Source organism: Vibrio sp. R10-SG3-ISO10 (assembly GCF_059834185.1).
On the sequence record NZ_JCBDHG010000006.1, the window covers coordinates 1 to 20,344 of the forward strand.

Here is a 20,344-nt window from a genome sequence, read left to right on the forward strand (position 1 = left end):
AGGTAAGCCTTGGTGGGAAGTCGTCCCAATTTATAGATATACGAAGTATCGAGAAATTTATTCTAAAGCTATTCCTGCTGGCGGTTATAGATTTTTGTTTTCGAATGTTGCTTGGGAGTCACAAGAAGAGAGAGTCAAATATCTAATTATGGCTGCGAAAAAAGGATATGCTCCTGCTATGGTAGACCTTTATTACAACTTAGTTGAGAGTAACCTTGAACTAGCTGATGAATGGGTAGATAAAGCTATCGACCTAGGTTATGCAAAGGCAGCTCAAACACAATATTTTACATATAGTTTAGGTCGAAAGAACATTGAGCCCGATGTGAAGAAAGCTTACTATTACAACAGGTTGTCAGGAGCCTTAGGAGGGGATGAAGACCCTGCTAATAGGATCACCCAAGAAAATGTTGTTGATGATTATGGTTATCCTATATCTGATGAAGAGGGTAATGCTGTAATGCGAGTACTGATTACACCAGAAGAGCAAGCTAAACTAGACCGCCAAGTAATTGAGCGTGTCAAAGACATAAAACCTAATATGTTCTTGGATGAAACATCTATAGATCTCTTCTAATCTAATCCATTATAAAGCCGCTCTCCCGAGCGGCTTTGTCAAAACTAACCAGCCTCACACTCTTACAACCTCAACCTAGCTGAAACCTTCAAAAAACCAATTCATTGCCGATATATTAAAGTGGAAGTAGAATAACGAGTGCTTATTTGCATCATTTTTTACGTAGAAAGGGTATACTTAAGGATTATACCTAGCTATGAGTAGCACGGAGCAGGATCAGGACCATGAGTAGCTATATACAGAAACGACAGTATTACCGTTTAAGATACCCGAAACGCGCTAGGCCTTTTGTTAGGCTCGGAGATGAGCTGTTTCAGGTAACGGAAGTTTCTGAAGGTGGTATTAGAATGGTGGTAGCCAACTCTAACACTATGTACAAAGGTCTTACGGTTAAAGGAATGCTTAACCTTAATGATGAGAGTCGCGTGGAAATTGAAGGGGCAGTCTTGCGATTTGATCGTGATGAAGTAATTGTTCAGTTACGTAAAGGCCCGACTTTCAAAATCATGGTTGATGAACAAAGAAAGATTCGAAGTAAATATCCCGTTTTCTTTGCTCGGTTAAGAGAAGCCGCAGCCTGATCTAACTAATAATATATAAACGGAGCCAGAAGGCTCCGTTTGTCGTTTTAAGGATACGTAGACCCTCAAAAGATTATGCATGTTTCGTTGATCGACTGAGCTCCATAGTAAGCCGCTGAGCTTGATGGAGATTCACCAACATACGATTGATCAGTTGCTGTAAGTGTTCGACGTTGGGTAGCTCATTGTTCTCACAACTCTCTTTAGCCAGGTTAGCCAGAGCCTGCACCTCTTCGAGTTCAAGCTCAGATGCAGATGTTTCTACTTGACGTAAAGCTTCAATTAATAACGGTAGATTTGAACTTGAGTAGGCATCAATGAGTTGGTCTGTGAGAGTATTGAGTTTTGCCTTTAACCCTATTAGCAACTCCAGCTTAGTAACGCGACTTAATGATGGGTCGTTGAAGGCAAAACTTGCAGATAACTCCTCTTCTGTCAGGGCGAGTTGACTCGCTGGGTGGCGAATCAAAGGTATGACAGTATCTCCGTTATTGTCATTATACGAACTTGCGATTATCTCCCTAGAAAACTGTTTTAGTGCTAGATCTAGGCTAGGTTTCTGAAGAGGTTTAGTCAGCACAAAATTAGCGCCAGCTGCGATAAGCGAGTCGTGAGCTTCTTTAAAGACATCAGCGGTGTAGGCGAAAATCACCGTATTGAGCTTTAGCGTTTCTCTGATTCGCTTGATGGTTTCAACACCGCTTAGGTTGGGCATGTGGTTATCAATAACAATAAGATCGAACTGTTCGTTCTCTAAAACCTCTAGTGCTTGCAATCCGTCTTCTGCCCAAGTGATATCTTGTGCGTAATCTTTAAGGAAACCTTTCGCGACGACGGCGTTAACGCGATTATCTTCAACCAAAAGTATGCGCTTTTTATGTAAAAGTTCAGAATCATTTAGAGCGGGTTCTCCGACGTTACCTAAATCCACAACGTCTTGTTGGACTTCCAAAGGCAAGAAAATATCGAACTTAGAACCGTAGCCAACTCGGCTTGAGACTGAAATATCGCCCTCCATTAAGTCGACCAATTTTTTCACAATAGAAAGACCAAGGCCTGTACCACCAAATTTTCGAGTAGTGGAAAGTTCGGCTTGCTCAAAAGGAATGAAAATATTGTTTAGCTTATCGTCCTCAATTCCTATGCCAGTGTCGCTTACGGTAAATAGTACGCCGATTGTGCCAGAATCGTTAACCTTGATGTCGACTTCGACTTTTCCTTGTTGAGTGAACTTAATCGCGTTTCCAATTAGGTTGAATAGCAATTGCCTTGTACGTGCGACATCCCCAACCAGTTTTAAATCATCGGACGGGTAATGCGGGATAGTCAGTGTGATATTCTTTTTTTGCGCCAAAGGTCGTAACGTGCTTTCCAAAGGTTGTACAAGCTCTCTCATTGAAAATGGAGTGTGTTCGAGTTCAAGCTTACCTTCCTCAACTTTAGAGAAGTCAAGAATGTCATTAAGCAGCGTGACCAAATGATTGCCTGAGTTAATAATTATGTCGGCGTGTTCTTTAGTTTTTAACTCTTTGGTGTCTTCACGAATCATCTGTGCGACACCGAGTACACCACTCATAGGTGTCCTTAGCTCATGGCTCATGGTGGCCAAGAAAATAGATTTAGCGTGATTAGCTTTTTCCGTTCGATCAATGGCCTCTTGATAAGCACGATTGTTTCTTCTTAATTCTTGTAGTCTGTGTATGTAGGTGTAAATGACGAACAAAAAAATCACGACGGCTAATACTGCGAGTAACTGAAACACTTTATTCTGAACACTGATCGCTTGTTGCCTTAGTTGTTTCTCGGTATGTTCGACAAACTCTGAATTTTGGGGCGATAGTAGTGCCGTAAAGAGTTCACGTCTTTGTGTGTCTACTTGTTTAAAGGTTGAAACCGTTGATTCCAATTTGGCGGGAATGTTATCCAGTTTCGAGTCTTGATGTATTTTCTTGGCCATGGCATCTCGCTCTAAACCAGAACTCTCGGTGCCGAGTTCTACATGTTCTAGAACTGATGTGAGTAAGGCATCTTTAACAATAATCAGCCCGACTACCTTATCTAGCGTTTCTGACAAACGCAGCAAAGACTGGTGGAACTGGGTCATGACTTCACTTGTTTGTTTTTTGTAGAGGCCAAATTTGGACGTTTCTTGGTAATGAGTGAGCAAATCTTTACTCTCCTTTTCCAGATTGACGATTTCAGCATTTAGAAAGTAAGGGTCTAGCTGGGGAGAGAGGGCATGATTGGTTACTGCGTCACGAACTTCAATGAGCTCATGACCTAAAGCGCTAACAGAGGAGGAGTATTGATTAATCTGCTTATGTTCTTGGTAGAGAAAGTACACTAGAGTGCCAATTGATAAAGACAATACTGAAGCGAGCGAAAACAAGATTTTAGTAAAGTTCATTTTCAAACTCCTCAAGGATGGCAGGCCGTTCGGCCGTCAAGGTATTTAAAAAAGCACTAATAGCGTCTACTTCTTTCGCTGTCAGTGAAAGTCCAAGCTGACTGCGCGCCATAATCTCAATAGCGTCTTCAAGGTTGTGTGTTTGCCCATCGTGAAAATAGGGTGGGGTTGTGGCGACGTTCCTTAGACTTGCTACCCTAAAGATATACATGTCTTCCGGCTTATTAGTATGCATATGACGGCCAGTATCAGCGGAACGCTCTTGTCCGTTGTACTCCTGTCCATACAAGCCAAATTTCATCACCATACCACCTCCGATATTGGTGCCACGATGGCAGCGAATACAGCCGTGCTGTTGGAAGAGTTTCCATCCTTCTATTTGCTGCGTGGTTAAGGCACTTTTATCGCCGGATAGATACTTGTCAAAAGGAGAGTCTGGTGTGACAAGGGCGTTCATAAACTCAACGAGCATAGATTTAATTGTCGCTTCATTGACTTCGACTTGCTGTTCATCAAAGAGTTGGGAATATTGAGGGGAGGTTGCAACATATTCGCTGATATCTTTCCAATTAGAGTTCATCTCAACGTTGCTGTGTATAGGGCCATCAATTTGGGCATTCAAAGAGTTAGCTCGTCCATCCCAAAAAAAGCGGTAGTTCAATGCTGCATTAAAAACGGTAAGAGAGTTTCTTTCTCCGCGCCCTTCGACACCAGTAGACACAGCGGTTGGCTCTGCCCCATTACTACTCAAATCATGGCATGATTCACAGCTGATTTGCCCATTGGAAGAGAGTCGCGGATCTTTGAATATCCGAATATTTGCTGAAAGAGTGTGATGTTGGTGCTCATCGTCATGGCTATGAGCGTTTTCTCCGCTATACAGTATTAGCCAAAATAGCGGAGCGATACCTACCAATGCTATGGCAAGTATTATGGCAACTGACCTTTGATTTTTTGTCATTTTTATTAGTCCGTACTTTCTAAGCCAAAGGTATTTTTTATGGTTATAGCTATAAATATAGTTTCATATTGGTATTGTGCTATAAATTTCGACTGAAAATAGGAAAGCTGTTTCTCTGTCTTTACTCTTTTTAAGCTTCTATAAAGCTGTTAGCTTCGCAGTGTCTTAATCAAAGAGTAGTTGTCATGTCTGAACTAGAAAAAATGATGTCAGGTCAGCGGTTTGATGGTGCTGATCAAGAAATCGATACGCTTCGAAATCATGCTTTAAATACATTGAAAAGCCTTAATCTAGAGATAGAGGCAAGCGAGAGGCAGAAGCTTCTTAAATCTCTATTTGCAGGCTTTGGTCATAGCGTTGTCCAATCTCCGTTTCATTGTGAATTTGGTAAAACCGTCGAAATAGGCGACAACACCTTTATCAACATGAATGTAGTTATGCTAGACGGGGCAAAAATTACTATTGGTGATAACGTACTGGTTGGCCCTAGCACGCAGTTTTACACAGCGTCACATTCGTTGGATTTTAATAAGCGAAGAGAGTGGGAAACGTACTGCAAACCGATTGTCGTTGAAGACGACGTTTGGATTGGTGGCAATTGCGTGATTAATCAGGGAGTAACAATAGGAGCTCGTTCGGTAATAGCGGCAAATTCAGTGGTGAACAGTGACGTGCCACCAGATTGCTTATATGGCGGAACGCCAGCAAAACTGATTCGGCGTTTAAATCAGGATTAATAATACTCGGCGGGTTTGACTCCTACTTGAACAAGTTCCAATATGCGAGAGGGGAAGTCGTAGTCTAATAATCGAGGGACCTTATGATTAGCCACATAGACCATATCGTTTTGACAGTTTCAGATATTGACGCGTCAGTGGCGTTTTACCAGCGCGTACTGCTAATGAAGGAGCTTACTTTTGCTGGTGGGCGTAAAGCCGTACAGTTTGGTAACCAAAAAATTAACTTTCAATTACTTGGACAAGAGCCAAGGAATAGGGCAAGGGCTGGCTCTGGAGATCTGTGTTTGATCTCTTCATGGACAATAGAAGAGGTCATCAATCATCTTAAAGCAGAGCAAGTAACCATCGTTGAAGGGCCTGTTGAGAAGTCGGGAGCGACAGGCGCGATTGAGTCTGTTTACTTTCTCGACCCTGACTCAAACCTGATTGAGGTCAGTATCTACCTGTAAATGTATAGATTAACAGCTGCTCAGTTTGGCGTTAATGTACTAAAGGAATCGACGAGAACGATTTTGTTTAGCTTAGCTCACTTTGTGTGAGCTAAGCATATTACTAATACTCCAATGCTTCTAGCTCTCTAACGAAAGGACCGCCCCTTAAGTGGCAGCTGAATTTGCCTCACAGCGTTCTTCACTCTCGGTTTATGCACAGTCGTATGTTTGATCTTTTTAAACAGTCGAGTATCAAATGCTCCTTCTTGCTTTAAGTCTTCACATAGACTGTCTATAAGTTGTTTATCGACATCCCACATCGTAAACAAGTGAACATAGTGTCGAACTTGATCAATCTCCTTACCGTCCTCGTAAGTCGTCACTGTGGTGCTTTCTTTTGCCAAAGAATAGCGGAAGATAATTTCTTCGTTCGGCTGGCAAAATATGAGTGACAACGAAAGCGGTGTACGTTGCAACCATAGCCCTTGAGGAAGAGGTGATCCTTTTTCGGCCCAATAATCAGCAACCAGCGCAAGTTGTTCCTGAGCGTATTGGGCGACTTCTTGAGCTTTCATTGTCAGCCTGATTTGCTCTTTGTAGCTATTGCGGGCGAAGTATTCCCATAACACTAATGGCGATAGCCCATTTCGCGAGCCTGCAAACGTCGTGTCTGGTGAACCAATATATTCTGGGTTATCCGGAGGAGAGACCATATACTGCTGCTTGGTCATATAGACACCCGTTGGCCACGGTGCTCCGGGAAATTTATGCCCACTGGTTACAATTGAATGCACCATTGGGTTAGTAAAGTCGAAATTAGGACCAGTATAGTCACCATGCTCTTTAAAGAACGATTGGTACTCATCACAATCTTTCGCCATTTTTATGAAGGGGACATAACTTCCTCCAAGCGCTCCGTCAATATGAAGCCAATAGCCAGTCCGAGTCTCATATCCATGAGTTAGGTCGTCTGGATCGATAGGTACTTCTCTTTTCCATAGTCCATTTCTTTCAAGGATTGGTTTTAGCCTGGCGGTAATTGTCGAAACATCATCGTATGCGCCTTTAAATGTTGTTCCGCAATTAAGGACTAGAAGTATTGGGTATCCTCTTTCAGCAAAGAAAGTGACGTATTGGATTAGTTTATCTACGTCTATTGCACCAGAGCCAGCAGGAAGCGCAGTAGTTGGTCCTTCTGATTCTACTTCAGCGGGCCAAGGCTTCCCCGGACTGACTGGGTTCTCATCAGGATAAAGCCGATTACCAAGTTCACCAAAGGTTTCTATTTTCTCTACAGCCATTGCTTTGACGATGGAGTAGTGAGTGTCTTCAGAGAAAAACGCCACCGGAGTGTATGCATGAGGAGTGTGGATTGGTGGAGAAGGGTGGTGCGCATACACTTGGCAATTTGAAATTGTTTCACCATCGTCGGTTTCAGCGCGTATTTCCTCTTCTAGCAGCATCACTCCGCTGAGATAATCTCGGGCATTTAACATGCCGTATAAATTGCCTTCCGTACTGCCCATAGTGAGTACATAGCCCCAATAGCTTTCGCCTACTCCTTTTTGGAAGTTGCCATCTTCATCTATGTATGGGCCTTGCGATGGCCACTGAGCGTTCCAAAGTGATGCGTAGTAATCAAGGACAGAGCGCTCGACGCACTTAGAGTTGATCGTATAGTTGCCATTGACGAATGGGTCTCCAACATTGTTTAAGCTGACGTTAAGAAAAGGCGCTAAGCGGTTTTTATAGCTAATATTCTCTTCCGTCTGATAGCCTAAAAACCTCTCTTTCTGTGAATCGACATAGGCTTGTATCTGTTCATAGACATTGTTTTGCTCACCGCAGTTTTGTCCTGTCGGTGGTAATTCGACGTCAAAGCCATTAATTGCCTGTTCGGTATAGTGAAAGTCATAGTTTCGTTCTGCGTATACCTCAATGGGATCAGCAGAAGGTGCGGTTATTTTACCTACAGCGAACTCTGGAACTTGCTCAACCCAAGGTGTTCGCTTCGGTCCATAGTTTATATTGTTATCGTTACTCATAATTTTGCTCCAAGATTTAAGTACTTAGTATCAGGAACAAGCAGCGAGAGTGTTTTTCGCTACCTAGCCAACACGAAAACTCGTGTATAGGTGAATATAGACACTGAGTAGGGGCTCTATATTTATAGATCTAAAAGTATCTATGAGATCTCATATATTCAGCATATAAATGAGCGAGTGGTAAATAAGAATGATTATTTATACATTTCGCTAGTTAAATATTGAAAATTCACTCATCTGCAACTAGATGTTCTATTGATAACTCAGTTGCATACTGTGCAGGAAAGTTATCGTTGGCTGGGTGATGGGTTGATTGCGCGCATACAATAACAATATGGCGCCGCTACATAACAACTAAAACAACCGAATGTCATTCATAATTCCATGTTAGCTCGCTTAGCAAGTGAGGTTTATGATGAACTTAGGCTTTAAATCAAGGATTTACATTGGCGTTGGCACTTTGGTTGCTGTGTCATTGATCGTATTAGGTACGCTGAACATCTTAGCGATGAGAGACAAGATGATTGGCGGCCTTGTTTCTAAAACATCAGACAAACTGAGTTTTCACGTATCAGAACTCGAGCAAATGATGCAATTCAAAACAAATGCCATTGCTCAAGGTGCCAAGAGCTTTAATTCCCGGCTTAGTGACACGGAAAACCAACACCTTGTTACTTTACTGGCAGAGAGCAGCTCTATTTCAAACGTCATTATGACTTATGATGATGGACGCACTTATATGTCATTAGATGGGACCAAGTTTGATTTTCGCACCCGAGACTGGTACCGAGCCGCAAAGAATGCTTCTGGTGTTTCACTAACCGATATCTACCAAGATCAAGTCACTAAGCAAAAAGTGGTGAGCGTAACCATGCCAGTGGTTGAGAGTGGTCAGTTTATTGGAGTTCTTCTGGGGGACGTCCAGTTAGGTGATGTTGTAACGGCAGTAAGTAACATGCGGTTTGCTGGTGGAGCGGCAACGCTCACCGATAGAAATGCAGTCTTTTTTGCCAGTGATGATCCTAATGATATTGGGCGAACGCCATCTCAAATTAGTCCGAACTTTCAGGAAATGGAGCAGATGTTCTTTGCCGAGCAGTCAGGACATTTAACTTTTCCATATTTAGGTATTCAGTTTGACGGCTACTTTGAGCGAGTGAATCTAGCTTCAGGCATGTACTGGACGTTAATGGTGTTTGTCGATCAGGAATCTGCCCTGACCGATGTTTACAGCGCTATGTACGAATCTTTCGCCACTGGTGGACTATTACTCCTCATAAGCTGTGGCGCTATTTTCCTCATTCTCCGTTACGCATATCGTCCGTTACTGAAGCTCAAATCAGCGGTTCTCGATCTTTCTCATGGTAATGGTGATTTGACTCAAAGATTGGATGTTAATGGCGATGATGACTTGGCGCAAATCAGTGCGGGATTCAATAAGTTTGTAGAAAACCTGCAACAAATGATGCTTCATATTTCTCATGCGAGTGAAAACATCTCTGTAAGTGTCGAGCAGCTTGGTTCTACAGCGAGAAGTAACGAGTCCAAGCTCATCTCTCATTCGAAAGAGACTGAGCAGGTCGTTACCGCGATTACAGAAATGAGTGAGAGTGCGCGAAATGTGGCAGAGAACGTTAATCAGTCAAATCGTATTACTGATGAAGCCAGTAAAGAAGCCATATCGTCTTTGAAAATAGTAAATAATGCGGTTGATACGGTAAGTGCACTCGTTTCAGAGGTTGATGAGATGTCCAACAGCATCATGCGCATGAATCAAGACGCAAACAAAATCAGCAATGTGCTCAATGTTATTGGTGAAATTTCAGAGCAAACAAATTTACTTGCCTTAAATGCCGCAATCGAGGCTGCTAGAGCTGGGGAGCAAGGGCGTGGGTTCGCCGTGGTGGCGGATGAGGTTAGGGCGCTTGCAGCAAGAACTCAGAACAGCACGATGGAAATCTCGGATATGCTCAGTCAGCTCCTAAGTGGAACGGAGAGTGTTGTTACTGCAATGGACGCGACTAAGAACCAATGCCAAGAAACGGCAGATAAAACGTCAGACGTTTCTCAAAGCCTCTCTATGATGAGTGACTCGGTCAAAGAAATTGATGATGTGAGTACTCAGATAGCCGCCGCAACAGAAGAGCAGAGTACCGTGGCTGAAGAGCTAAGCAGAAACATGTTGTCCATAAGGGATATTGTCGAGTCACTTGTCGATAGCGGACAAGAAACGGTACAGGCAGCAGAAAGGCTCAATGATACTAACGACGATCTTAAGCGTCAGGTAGCCAACTTCAAACTGAGTTAACTAAAAAATAAAGCTGGGAGAAGTACTCCCAGCTTTTTCCATATTACAGTTAGCTAAGCGAAATGTTCTAACAAAGCTTGAGTAGAGATTTACTTAAATTCGAATTTACCCTTCATGATTGCCCAGTGGCCAGGGAAAGAACAGAAGAATGAGTAGTCTCCACCAGCTTTCATTCTTTCTGTGCTAAAGGTAATGGTTGTTGACTCGCCACCACCGATGACTTTTGTATGGGCATAGACACGCTCGTCGTTTGGCTTAACATAGTCGTTGCTTGCTCCAGCAGACATACCTTCCGTACCAACTGCTTGAAGTGCAGCAGTGTCGGTGATAACGACGTTATGGCCCATTGATTGAGCTGGCAATTTACCCGTATGGTTGAGTGTCAACTTAACCTCTTTACATGTTGCTGGAACACTAAGAGTGCTTGTTGAAAACTGCATCATATCGTTGGCATCAACAGATACTTCACACTCGCTATTGGCTTGAGCTCCAAAACTTAAAGTCGCAAGGGCTAGGGCTGCAGTAAGTATACGAAAAGACATATTTAGATTCTCCATTATATTATGTTTTGTTTACATCCGACCTTTTCTCAAATAGCTCTTATTATCATCAATTGTCGATCGAAAAAGTGTGCGATTCTTTAAATAAATGTCTACAGATCTGGTTTAACTTCAAAGAGTTGGCACACCTTGTTGGTAAATGAAAGCTAGATTACGAACGGATTTTACAATCGCCTCTAAACCCTGAGTTCGCCCTGGAGTCAGATGCGATTTGATATCAAGTTGTTCGAACCAGTTGTGAATATCAAAACAAAGAACATCCTCAGCGCTTTGGTTGTTATAAGCCACTAAGACCAGTGACAGGACACCTTTAACAATAGAAGAATCACTGGTCGCATTAAGAGCAATTTTTCTGTGTTCATCTAACTTGCTACACACCCAAACTTGGCTTTGACACCCTGCTACTAAATGGTCGTCGTCTTGCTTTTCAGCGGGATATTCATCTAGTCGTTCACCAAGTTCGATAAGGTACAAGTAACGCTCTTCCCAATCTACGCAGCGGTTAAAGTTTCGGATCACTTTTTCAGGTGTCATCATATTAATCACCTTAGCAATTGGTTGATTCGACGCAGAGCTTGGCAGAGCTGGTCGATATCATGGGGTTGACTGTACATACCGATAGATGCACGACATACAGAAGATTGCCCAAGTCGTTTGATTAATGGCATCGCGCAATGGTGTCCGGTGCGAATGGCAATGCCATATCTATCTAAGAAGGCACCAACGTCAAATGAATGAAGCCCATTGAGGTTAAAAGAAACTAACCCTGAACGATTATTTGTGTCTCCGTAGATCTCGATGCCGGTAACTCGTGATAAGGAATGCTCCATGTACTGCATCAATTGCGCTTCATAGACAGCAATATTATCTAAGCCAATACTGTCTACGTATTCAATGGCAGCGCCTAAGCCTAATATACCTGCGATATTGGGCGTTCCTGCCTCAAACTTCCATGGAGCTTGACCATAAGATGTCCCAAGAGGCAAGGTTACTTGATCGATCATTGCACCACCGCCTTCCCAAGGGGCCATGCAGTCAAGGTGCTTTGATTTTGCGTATAAAACACCAGTCCCTGTAGGGCCGTAAAGTTTGTGAGCTGAGAAAGCATAAAAATCACAATCAAGGGCAGTCACATCGACTTGTTGGTGCATAACCGCTTGAGCGCCATCAACAAGCACAGGTACGTTCGCTTTATGTGCCAGTTTGACCACCTCTTTAATCGGGTTAATCTGGCCTAAGACATTTGATACATGGCTAATCGCAACCAAGCGAGTTTTGCGATTCAAAAGGGTCTTTAGTTCAGATAGATCAAGATGACCTTGGCTGTTCACTACCCAGACTCGAATTTTAACGCCGCAGATGTTAGAAAGAAGCTGCCATGGCACCAAGTTCGCGTGATGCTCCATCTCTGTGACGATGATTTCGTCTTCGGCATCCACTTTAGGTCTAAGGTAGCTGTTAGCCACTAGGTTAATCGCTTCGGTTGTCCCTTTAGTGAAGACAATATTGCTCGCCTCTTTTGCATGTAAAAAATCTGCGACTTGCTTGCGTACCAACTCCATATCTTCCGTTGCTTTAGCACTTAAGTAATGGGCTCCGCGGTGCACGCTGGCATAATCACGTTGATAGAATTGAGTCATGCGCTCGATAACAGAGTTTGGTGTTTGTGCTGTGGCTGCGGTATCTAAGTAGACGAGCGGTTTTCCATAGACTTCAGTTGTTAGAGCAGGAAAATCACTTGCCCATGGGCTTTCAAGATAGCGCAAATCAACCATGACGGATTTCTCCATGTAATGAGTTGTGTAGCTGAGAGATAACGTAATTTCGCAAGCTAGGATGGCGTATTTTTTCTGCCACTTCGCGAACGAACGCGGACATCAACATTTGCTCGGCATTAAAGCGATTGATGCCTCTCGCTCTCATATAGGCGATTTGGTTTGGGTCTAACTGACCAGTCGTTGCACCATGGCTACATTTCACATCGTCAGCATAAATTTCAAGTTGAGGTTTGCAGTTGACTTGTGCTTTGTCGCTGAGCAATAAACTATGTGTGTCCATTTGGCCATCGGTTTTCAATGCAGTTGGATCGACGTAAATCATCCCGTCAAATACGGCGTTGGATTGGTCACGACCAATAATCTTGTGCATTTGTTCACTTTGACAGTGAGGGGCGTTGTGCTTGAGGTAAGTCCTTGTATCAAAGGTTTGCTTATCGGTAGGCAGCGAGATACTGTTCATGGCAATGTCGCCATTGTCTCCACAAAGCTCACTGCTGGTTTGGGTTCTTAGCAATAGACCTGAAAGCAATAGCGAGGTTGAGGTAGCTTTTGCATCTCGCTGAAGGCGAATGTCGTTGTGCCCAAAATGATGCTGTTGAGGTGACTCTTCGATCAGCTTGGTGTGATGAAAACAAGCACCTTCTCCAACGTAGTTGGTTAAACGTGACAGCGTTACTCCACCACCTTGAGCGAGCGATATGTGATGCTCAATAACCTCAAGCTCTGAAAGTGGTCCCATTTCTATGTGATGACGATAACTGCACACTTCACCTTTCTGACCAGAGCTAATATGCAGTAGGTAGATCGGTTTATTGACTTGCGTATTGGGCTCAACTTCAATCAAGACTCCGCCAGTTGCGGTGGCATCGTTGAGATGAATGAATGCGTCTGGGCGAACTGATCGCGATAGCTCATACGTTTCCACTGAAGTCAGAACGTTGAGAGGAGTGACGCGAACTTTAGGTATCCAATCAGAGCACCTTGCAGAGAAATGTCCGTCGAAGAAGACGAGTCGGTAGGCGTCTAATCCTAAGCTTAATCCTTCATAAGAGATATTCTCGGCCGATTGAAGCATCGCTAATTGGAGTGGCAAGGCATTAAAATCATTGAGAGAAGTATATTTCCACGCCTCGTCTTTTGAACTAGGAATTCCTAATTCAACGGCCTTACCAAACTGCTTTTTTTGCCACTCTTGAGGTTGTACTAGATGCGCCAAAGAATCAAAACCGCGCTGGTTACTCTTCACCAGTAATCCACCCATAGCCTTTCTCCTCTAGTTCGTGTGCCAAAGTATGATCGCCAGATTTGACAATCTTTCCGTTATAAAGAACGTGCACATAGTCGGGCTTAATGTAGTTAAGAATGCGCTGATAATGAGTCACTAGAATAAAAGCACGTTTGCCATCTTGTAGGGCATTTACACCTGATGAGACTGCCTTTAGAGCGTCAATGTCTAGGCCAGAATCAGTTTCATCTAGAATACACAGGTCGGGAGAGAGCACTGCCATTTGCAAAATGTCATTACGCTTTTTCTCTCCTCCAGAGAAGCCTTCATTGACCGAGCGTTGAAGGAGGTCTGTTGGCATTTTCAGCAGTTGCGCTTTTTCCTCTAGCAAATCTTCAAAATCGAAGCGGTCTAGAGGAGGTTGGTCTCGATACTCACGGATTTCATTTAAGGCAGTATTAAGAAACAGCTTGTTACTTACTCCAGGTATTTCAACTGGGTATTGAAACGCGAGGAACACCCCTTCGCCAGCGCGTTCCTCCGGATCGAGTTCAGTCAGATCCTTGTCTTTAAAGACAATTTGTCCGGAGTCGACTCGGTAATCATCTTTACCTGAGAGTGTAGAAGAAAGGGTACTTTTACCCGAGCCGTTTGGCCCCATAATGGCATGTACTTCGCCTGGTTTTACCGACAGGCTAATGCCTTTTAGAATCGGGCTGTCTTCTACACTGACGTGCAAATCTTTAATTTCTAACATTGGATTATCCCACGCTATGTTCGAGGCTGATTGAAAGCAGTTTCTGTGCTTCAACAGCAAACTCAAGGGGTAGTTCTGAAAATACGTCTTTACAAAATCCGTTTACGATCATTGAAATAGCGTCATCTTCGCTGATGCCGCGTTGCACACAGTAAAAGAGCTGGTCTTCACCAATTCTTGATGTCGTGGCTTCGTGTTCAACTTGTGCTGATGGATTTTTTACTTCGATGTAAGGGAAGGTGTGAGCACCACAATCTGTACCAATTAACATGGAATCACATTGCGTGAAGTTTCTTGCGCCTTCTGCTGTGGGTAATATTTTTACCAAGCCTCGGTAACTGTTTTCGCTCTTACCCGCAGAGATCCCTTTGGAGATGATAGTTGAACGGGTATGCTTACCAATATGTATCATCTTGGTACCAGTATCGGCTTGTTGGCTCCCGTTGGTTAAAGCAACTGAGAAGAACTCACCAACGGAGTAGTCACCCTTAAGAATGACGCTTGGATATTTCCAAGTGATAGCGGAACCTGTCTCGGACTGAGTCCATGACATTTTGCTGTGTCGACCTTCACAAACCGCTCGCTTAGTGACAAAGTTTAAGATGCCACCTTGGCTATCTTCTTTGCCAGAGAACCAGTTTTGTACTGTTGAGTATTTCACTTCTGCTCGGGCATGGATAATTACTTCTACTACTGCGGCGTGTAGCTGATAGGTGTCGCGCATTGGGGCAGAGCAGCCTTCAATGTAGCTGACATACGCATCTTCATCGGCAATCAAAATGGTACGCTCGAATTGGCCTGTTTTGGCTTGGTTGATTCGAAAGTAAGTCGATAGCTCTCTCGGAGAACGTACCCCTTTAGGAATGTAAACAAAGGTACCATCAGAGGCGACAGCGGCGTTCAATGCAGCAAAGAAGTTATCTTCTGGTGGTACGACTGTGCCCAAATATTGCTGGACGAGTTCCGGGTGTTCTTGAATTGCTTCACTGAATGAACAGAAGATAATTCCGAGCTCTTTTAGCTCGTTCTTATAGGTGGTTGTGACTGAAACAGAGTCAAAAATGGCATCGACTGCAACTTCAGCCCCTTCACGAACTGGAACACCTAACTGCTCGAATGCGGTTTCAACTTCTTTGGTCAGGTATTCATTTGGTCCGTCATCATTACAGTCAGATTCACAGCTGCCGCAGCTTGGTGCTGAGTAATAGCTGTAGTCTTGATAATCGAGGTTAGGGTAGTCAGCTTTGAGCCAGTGCGGCTCCTCCATTTGTTGCCATTTCCTAAAGGCATCTAGCCTAAACTGAAGCATCCAATCTGGCTCATTGCGTTTGGCTGAAATAGCTTTAACAACTTGTTCGTTTATCCCCTTTGATAGCGTGTCGGAGGAAAGCTGTGTATAGAAACCTTCCTTATAGTGACGGCTTTGGAAGAGTTCTTCTACTTCAGGCTGTGTCTCAACTGCACACATGATTAAACTCCAAAACTTTCACCGCATCCGCAAAGATTTTTTACGTTGGGGTTGTTGTAAACAAAAGTGCTGTTTAAGCCCTGACGGACAAAATCGAGTTCTGTGCCGTCTAGCATTGGCATCGCGGACAGAGATACATAAAAAGGCGTGTCATGTGACTCAAATCTCAAATCTTCACTAGAAATCTCTTCTACCAACTTCACTTCATAGGCAAAACCAGTGCATCCAGACGGCCTAACGCTGAGGTAAAAGTGATGCCCATCTTGCGTCAAAAGCGCAACTCTTTTGGCTGCGTTTTCGGTCAGCGTGACACCTTGCCACTCCATGTCATGAATAGATATTTGAGTAGAATTTGAACTTGGAATACTCATTACAAAGTTCCTTTTGTTCTTAAATTTACGAGAATGATATTGATTATCATTTCATTATCAACCATGAATTTATTGTGGAGAATGCTAATCTGTACTACATATTGACAAAGTAAGATCTAGCAATACTATATATGGATGTAATTGATAATGGTTATCATTACAAAATTTAACAAAAGGTAATCAAATATGGATATCATCGTATACTCTAAGCCCCAGTGCGTTCAGTGCACCGCAACGGTTCGAGCACTACAAGCGAAGGGTATTGCTCATAGAGTTGTAGACCTAACATTAGATGACTCAGCGATGGAGTCGGTGCAATCCATGGGCTATAGGCAGGCGCCTGTCGTCGTAGCAGGTGAACGTCATTGGTCTGGTTTTCGCCCAGATATGATCAGCCAGATCGCGTAATGATTGTTTATTATTCCAGCGCTTCGGGTAATACCCAGAGATTTGTTGAGAGGTTAGATGTTGAAGCGATTCGACTTCCTATCAGCGAAGACGAACCCACGCTGCTTATCGGTCGGCCTTATGTTCTTATCTGCCCGACATATGCTGACGGGAAAGGGCGTGGTGCCGTACCAAAATCGGTGATCAAAGTACTCAATCAAGCGGAAAACCGTGCTCACCTAAAGGGTGTCATTGCTTCTGGTAATCGAAATTTTGGTGAGTTGTTTGCTCAGGCTGGAAAAATAATTGCGAATAAATGCCATGTCCCAGTGCTTTATCGCTTCGAACTTTCGGGAACCCAGCACGATGTCCAAGCCGTGCAGCAGGGATTAGAACAATTTTGGAAACACCATGGATAACCAATTCAGCACCGAGCCGTTGGACTACCACGCGCTCAATGCCATGCTTAATTTACTTGATGATCAAGGCGGTATTCAGTTTGATGCCGACCGACAGGCCGCTCGACAATTCTTCTTACAGCACGTCAACCAGAACACAGTCTTTTTTCACAATCTAGGTGAAAAGCTGGATTACCTCGTCAATGAGGGATATTACGAAAAAGAAGTCTTACAACAATACGATAGAGAGTTTTTGCAGCAAATATGGGATCGCGCTTATCAAGTTAAGTTCCGTTTCAGAACATTTCTTGGTGCCTACAAATTCTTTACTTCTTATGCACTGAAAACGCGCGATGGAAAACGTTATTTAGAGCGTTTTGAAGATCGTGTTGTGATGACGGCGCTGACACTTGCTCGGGGAGATAAAGAATTCGCTCTCGATCTCATGCAAGAGATCATTTCTCAGCGTTTTCAGCCAGCGACTCCTACTTTTATCAATTCGGGTAAGAAGAGTCGTGGCGAACTGATTTCCTGCTTTTTGCTGCGCATCGAAGACAATATGGAGAGCATCGGTAGGGCGATTAACTCTTCATTACAACTGTCCCGCCGAGGGGGAGGCGTTGCACTGTTATTAAGTAACCTGCGCGAGCAAGGGGCACCGATCAAAGGCATTCTTAATCAAAGTTCCGGTGTTGTGCCTGTTATGAAGTTGCTAGAAGATAGCTTCTCTTATGCGAATCAACTCGGGGCTCGCCAAGGTGCCGGAGCGGTGTATTTGAATGTGCACCATCCTGACATTATGCAGTTTCTGGACACCAAAAGAGAAAACGCAGACGAGAAAATCCGTATCAAAACACTAAGTCTAGGCGTTGTGATCCCGGATATTACTCTGGAGTTAGCTAAACAGAACAAAGATATGTATTTGTTCTCACCACATGATGTCGAGCGAGTCTATGGTATGCCTTTCTCTGAAATCAGCGTGAGCGAGAAATACCATGAAATGGTCGACGATCCACGCATTCGCAAGAGCAAAATTCCTGCGCGAGGCTTATTCCAAACGCTGGCCGAAATTCAGTTCGAATCTGGTTATCCTTACATCATGTTTGAGGATACGGTAAACGCTGCCAACCCGATTGAGGGACGCATTAACATGTCGAATCTTTGTTCCGAGATTTTGCAAGTTAACGAGGCTTCTTACTTTAATGATGATTTGAGCTACCAGCATTTAGGGCGGGACATCTCCTGCAACTTAGGTTCGGTTAATATTGCTAAAGCTCTAGATGGTGGGCAATTAGCTCATACGGTAGAGGTTTCAATTCGGGCACTCAATGCCGTTTCTGAAATGAGTGCGATAGACAGTGTGCCGTCGATACGCAAAGGGAATGATGAAAGTCATGCTATCGGTTTAGGTCAGATGAACCTGCACGGATTTCTAGCTAGAGAGCAGATTCATTATGACAGCGAAGAGGCGATCGACTTTACCAGTGCTTACTTCGCCGCCACTTTGTTCCACTGTTTAACGGCTTCAAACAAATTGGCTCAAGAGAAACAGCAAGTATTTGTTGGCTTTGAACAATCTCAATACGCTAACGGTGAGTTTTTCACCAAGTATGTGCAGAAAGACTATTCGCCTAAGACGGATACCGTCAGAGAGATGTTTGGGCGACTCGATATGCGCGTGCCTACCGTTGAAGAATGGCAACAACTGCAGGCCAAGGTTGTTGAGTTTGGATTGTACAATCGCAACCTTCAAGCGATTCCACCAACAGGGTCAATCAGTTACATCAACGATGCGACGGCTTCTATTCACCCGGTGACAGCGAAAGTTGAGATTCGTAAAGAGGGCAAGATTGGGCGCGTTTACTTCCCGGCACCATACCTCAATAACCAAAACCTCGAGTACTTCAAAGATGCTTATGAGATTGGTCCTAAAGCCATTATTGATGTTTACGCTGCAGCAACAGAGCATGTCGATCAGGGCTTATCTTTGACGCTCTTCTTCAGTGATGAAGTCACGACTCGTGATATCAATAAAGCGCAAATTTATGCGTGGACGAAGAAGATCAAAACGCTTTATTACATACGTATGCGCCAAAAAGCGCTCGAAGGTACGCAAATTGAAGGCTGCGTCTCTTGCTCTCTGTAAACAAGGAACAACCATGAGTACTACATACGCTGAACCGGTTCGCGCTATCAACTGGAACCGAATGCAAGATGATAAAGACCTTGAAATATGGAACCGATTAACGGTTAACTTTTGGCTTCCAGAAAAGGTGCCTTTATCCAATGATATTCAGACGTGGAAACAACTGACTGAAGAAGAGCAGACATTAACCATTCGAATTTTTACTGGCCTAACCTTGCTCGATACGATTCAGAATACGGTGGGCGCCCCAGCATTAATGGCAGATGCCAGAACGCCCCATGAAGAAGCTGTGCTAACGAATATTGCCTTTATGGAAGCTGTGCATGCTCGCAGCTATTCGTCGGTCTTCTCGACCTTGTGCACTACACCACAGATCGACGAAGCATTTCGTTGGGCTGAAGAGAATCCGTTACTGCAAAAGAAAGCTCAATTAGTGCTTGAAGACTATCTGGCTGAAGGCGATCCACTTAAGAAAAAAGTGGCGAGTGTATTTCTTGAGAGCTTTTTGTTCTACTCCGGTTTTTATCTACCGATGCACTGGTCGAGCCGAGCAAAGTTGACCAATACAGCAGATTTGATTCGCCTGATCATTCGTGACGAAGCCATTCACGGTTACTACATAGGTTATAAGTTCCAGTTAGCGTTTAACGAACTGACGGAACAAGAGCAAGCTAAGGTCAAAGACGAAGCCTACTCCTTAATGTTCTCTTTGTACGAAATTGAAAGCCAGTATACAGAGTCACTGTATGACCAAGTCGGTTTAACAGAAGATGTAAAACACTTTCTACACTACAACGCGAATAAGGCTTTGATGAACCTTGGATTTGAACCTCTATTCCCTGATGAGTTATGTCAGGTTAATCCTGCCATTATGGCAGCGTTGTCGCCAAATGCAGACGAGAACCATGACTTCTTCTCCGGTTCTGGCTCGTCTTACGTTATAGGCAAAGCTGTCGCTACTGAAGACGAAGATTGGGATTTTTAAGGCCTAAACTCAGTTTCGTTTCTTGCATTCATACGCTGTTTTCCATGCCCAATTTATGGCTATTTGCCGTATCTTGGGCTAGTTACAGTGGCAACTGTATAGACTTTGTTCTTTTCTTAATAGGTAGCAATGAAAAAGGTGGACTTTATATAGTCGTTGATACATTCTGCCACTCCATTTTATTCACCCTAAACAATGAGACGAAGTGCCTGCTGACAT

19 protein-coding genes are annotated in these 20,344 nt (G+C 43.7%); 9 read left to right on the forward strand and 10 right to left on the reverse strand.

The genetic code is table 11. From position 1 onward, the window contains the following. Together AC6R16_RS03580 and AC6R16_RS03585 are read left to right on the forward strand one after the other, a co-directional pair. Nucleotides 1–577 (forward strand): SEL1-like repeat protein (locus AC6R16_RS03580; RefSeq protein ID WP_500673626.1); only part of this gene is annotated, 577 nt, incomplete at its 5' end. A 224-nt stretch (nt 578–801) separates the two neighbouring features. Continuing rightward, nucleotides 802–1,158, forward strand: a complete 357-nt coding sequence (locus AC6R16_RS03585) for a PilZ domain-containing protein (protein ID WP_425665836.1) — start codon at nt 802–804, stop codon at nt 1,156–1,158. 73 nt (nt 1,159–1,231) lie between these two features. Here the strand turns inward: AC6R16_RS03585 and AC6R16_RS03590 are convergent, their stop codons facing one another. Further along, nucleotides 1,232–3,565: an ATP-binding protein gene (locus tag AC6R16_RS03590; protein ID WP_500673627.1), complete on the reverse strand. Its 2,334-nt coding sequence runs from the start codon at nt 3,563–3,565 to the stop codon at nt 1,232–1,234. Beyond that, nucleotides 3,552–4,526 (reverse strand): cytochrome-c peroxidase, encoded by a 975-nt coding sequence (locus tag AC6R16_RS03595; protein ID WP_500673628.1) that lies wholly within the window; start codon nt 4,524–4,526, stop codon nt 3,552–3,554. Before AC6R16_RS03595 ends, AC6R16_RS03590 begins: the two co-directional genes overlap by 14 nt. A 185-nt stretch (nt 4,527–4,711) precedes the next feature. Here AC6R16_RS03595 and AC6R16_RS03600 point away from each other — a divergent pair, with 185 nt between their 5' ends. Continuing rightward, entirely contained in the window at nt 4,712–5,263 is a 552-nt protein-coding gene (locus tag AC6R16_RS03600) for a sugar O-acetyltransferase (protein ID WP_500673629.1), read from the forward strand. An 83-nt stretch (nt 5,264–5,346) separates the two neighbouring features. Then, nucleotides 5,347–5,715: a VOC family protein gene (locus AC6R16_RS03605; RefSeq protein ID WP_500673630.1), complete on the forward strand. Its 369-nt coding sequence runs from the start codon at nt 5,347–5,349 to the stop codon at nt 5,713–5,715. Between the two features lie 128 nt (nt 5,716–5,843). Here AC6R16_RS03605 and AC6R16_RS03610 read toward each other — a convergent pair whose 3' ends face one another. Beyond that, on the reverse strand, nt 5,844–7,742 hold the full coding sequence (locus AC6R16_RS03610) for a PLP-dependent aminotransferase family protein (RefSeq protein WP_500673631.1): 1,899 nt from the start codon (nt 7,740–7,742) through the stop codon (nt 5,844–5,846). A gap of 415 nt (nt 7,743–8,157) precedes the next feature. Here AC6R16_RS03610 and AC6R16_RS03615 point away from each other — a divergent pair, with 415 nt between their 5' ends. Further along, entirely contained in the window at nt 8,158–10,050 is a 1,893-nt protein-coding gene (locus AC6R16_RS03615; protein ID WP_500673654.1) for a methyl-accepting chemotaxis protein, read from the forward strand. 89 nt (nt 10,051–10,139) lie between these two features. Here the strand turns inward: AC6R16_RS03615 and azu are convergent, their stop codons facing one another. The 7 genes from azu to AC6R16_RS03650 form a co-directional block, all read right to left on the reverse strand. Then, nucleotides 10,140–10,592 (reverse strand): azurin, encoded by a 453-nt coding sequence (gene azu / locus AC6R16_RS03620; protein ID WP_500673632.1) that lies wholly within the window; start codon nt 10,590–10,592, stop codon nt 10,140–10,142. 129 nt (nt 10,593–10,721) lie between these two features. Next, entirely contained in the window at nt 10,722–11,147 is a 426-nt protein-coding gene (sufE, locus tag AC6R16_RS03625) for a cysteine desulfuration protein SufE (protein WP_500673633.1), read from the reverse strand. A 5-nt stretch (nt 11,148–11,152) separates the two neighbouring features. Beyond that, complete coding sequence (locus tag AC6R16_RS03630; protein WP_500673634.1) at nt 11,153–12,385, reverse strand: aminotransferase class V-fold PLP-dependent enzyme; 1,233 nt, start codon at nt 12,383–12,385, stop codon at nt 11,153–11,155. Next, the gene (gene sufD / locus AC6R16_RS03635) at nt 12,378–13,649 is read right to left on the reverse strand and encodes a Fe-S cluster assembly protein SufD (RefSeq protein WP_500673635.1); all 1,272 of its coding nucleotides are present in this window, start codon (nt 13,647–13,649) and stop codon (nt 12,378–12,380) included. Before sufD ends, AC6R16_RS03630 begins: the two co-directional genes overlap by 8 nt. Continuing rightward, the gene (gene sufC / locus AC6R16_RS03640; protein WP_500673636.1) at nt 13,624–14,370 is read right to left on the reverse strand and encodes a Fe-S cluster assembly ATPase SufC; all 747 of its coding nucleotides are present in this window, start codon (nt 14,368–14,370) and stop codon (nt 13,624–13,626) included. The genes sufD and sufC overlap by 26 nt, the downstream gene beginning before the upstream one ends. Nucleotides 14,371–14,374: 4 nt before the next feature. Further along, the gene (sufB, locus tag AC6R16_RS03645; RefSeq protein WP_500673637.1) at nt 14,375–15,838 is read right to left on the reverse strand and encodes a Fe-S cluster assembly protein SufB; all 1,464 of its coding nucleotides are present in this window, start codon (nt 15,836–15,838) and stop codon (nt 14,375–14,377) included. A gap of 2 nt (nt 15,839–15,840) precedes the next feature. After that, nucleotides 15,841–16,209 (reverse strand): HesB/IscA family protein, encoded by a 369-nt coding sequence (locus AC6R16_RS03650; RefSeq protein WP_500673638.1) that lies wholly within the window; start codon nt 16,207–16,209, stop codon nt 15,841–15,843. 186 nt (nt 16,210–16,395) lie between these two features. Here AC6R16_RS03650 and nrdH point away from each other — a divergent pair, with 186 nt between their 5' ends. Genes nrdH through nrdF form a run of 4 tightly spaced genes read left to right on the forward strand, consistent with a single transcriptional unit; the run spans nt 16,396 to nt 20,125 of the window. Continuing rightward, nucleotides 16,396–16,617 carry a glutaredoxin-like protein NrdH gene (nrdH, locus tag AC6R16_RS03655; protein ID WP_004746201.1) on the forward strand — a complete coding sequence of 74 codons (222 nt, stop codon included), beginning with the start codon at nt 16,396–16,398 and terminating at the stop codon, nt 16,615–16,617. Further along, nucleotides 16,617–17,015, forward strand: a complete 399-nt coding sequence (nrdI, locus tag AC6R16_RS03660; RefSeq protein WP_500673655.1) for a class Ib ribonucleoside-diphosphate reductase assembly flavoprotein NrdI — start codon at nt 16,617–16,619, stop codon at nt 17,013–17,015. Before nrdH ends, nrdI begins: the two co-directional genes overlap by 1 nt. Then, nucleotides 17,008–19,140: a class 1b ribonucleoside-diphosphate reductase subunit alpha gene (nrdE, locus tag AC6R16_RS03665; RefSeq protein WP_500673639.1), complete on the forward strand. Its 2,133-nt coding sequence runs from the start codon at nt 17,008–17,010 to the stop codon at nt 19,138–19,140. Before nrdI ends, nrdE begins: the two co-directional genes overlap by 8 nt. 13 nt (nt 19,141–19,153) lie before the next feature. Beyond that, the gene (gene nrdF, locus AC6R16_RS03670; protein WP_500673640.1) at nt 19,154–20,125 is read left to right on the forward strand and encodes a class 1b ribonucleoside-diphosphate reductase subunit beta; all 972 of its coding nucleotides are present in this window, start codon (nt 19,154–19,156) and stop codon (nt 20,123–20,125) included. Nucleotides 20,126–20,344 lie beyond the last annotated feature (219 nt).

What these genes read in the sequence shown, in the direction of transcription:
- AC6R16_RS03585 (WP_425665836.1), top strand. Translation starts at nt 802, where the DNA reads ATGAGTAGCTATATACAGAAACGACAGTATTACCGTTTAAGATACCCG.
- AC6R16_RS03590 (WP_500673627.1), bottom strand. Translation starts at nt 3,565, where the DNA reads ATGAACTTTACTAAAATCTTGTTTTCGCTCGCTTCAGTATTGTCTTTA.
- AC6R16_RS03595 (WP_500673628.1), bottom strand. Translation starts at nt 4,526, where the DNA reads ATGACAAAAAATCAAAGGTCAGTTGCCATAATACTTGCCATAGCATTG.
- AC6R16_RS03600 (WP_500673629.1), top strand. Translation starts at nt 4,712, where the DNA reads ATGTCTGAACTAGAAAAAATGATGTCAGGTCAGCGGTTTGATGGTGCT.
- AC6R16_RS03605 (WP_500673630.1), top strand. Translation starts at nt 5,347, where the DNA reads ATGATTAGCCACATAGACCATATCGTTTTGACAGTTTCAGATATTGAC.
- AC6R16_RS03610 (WP_500673631.1), bottom strand. Translation starts at nt 7,742, where the DNA reads ATGAGTAACGATAACAATATAAACTATGGACCGAAGCGAACACCTTGG.
- AC6R16_RS03615 (WP_500673654.1), top strand. Translation starts at nt 8,158, where the DNA reads ATGAACTTAGGCTTTAAATCAAGGATTTACATTGGCGTTGGCACTTTG.
- azu (WP_500673632.1), bottom strand. Translation starts at nt 10,592, where the DNA reads ATGTCTTTTCGTATACTTACTGCAGCCCTAGCCCTTGCGACTTTAAGT.
- sufE (WP_500673633.1), bottom strand. Translation starts at nt 11,147, where the DNA reads ATGATGACACCTGAAAAAGTGATCCGAAACTTTAACCGCTGCGTAGAT.
- AC6R16_RS03630 (WP_500673634.1), bottom strand. Translation starts at nt 12,385, where the DNA reads ATGGTTGATTTGCGCTATCTTGAAAGCCCATGGGCAAGTGATTTTCCT.
- sufD (WP_500673635.1), bottom strand. Translation starts at nt 13,649, where the DNA reads ATGGGTGGATTACTGGTGAAGAGTAACCAGCGCGGTTTTGATTCTTTG.
- sufC (WP_500673636.1), bottom strand. Translation starts at nt 14,370, where the DNA reads ATGTTAGAAATTAAAGATTTGCACGTCAGTGTAGAAGACAGCCCGATT.
- sufB (WP_500673637.1), bottom strand. Translation starts at nt 15,838, where the DNA reads ATGTGTGCAGTTGAGACACAGCCTGAAGTAGAAGAACTCTTCCAAAGC.
- AC6R16_RS03650 (WP_500673638.1), bottom strand. Translation starts at nt 16,209, where the DNA reads ATGAGTATTCCAAGTTCAAATTCTACTCAAATATCTATTCATGACATG.
- nrdH (WP_004746201.1), top strand. Translation starts at nt 16,396, where the DNA reads ATGGATATCATCGTATACTCTAAGCCCCAGTGCGTTCAGTGCACCGCA.
- nrdI (WP_500673655.1), top strand. Translation starts at nt 16,617, where the DNA reads ATGATTGTTTATTATTCCAGCGCTTCGGGTAATACCCAGAGATTTGTT.
- nrdE (WP_500673639.1), top strand. Translation starts at nt 17,008, where the DNA reads ATGGATAACCAATTCAGCACCGAGCCGTTGGACTACCACGCGCTCAAT.
- nrdF (WP_500673640.1), top strand. Translation starts at nt 19,154, where the DNA reads ATGAGTACTACATACGCTGAACCGGTTCGCGCTATCAACTGGAACCGA.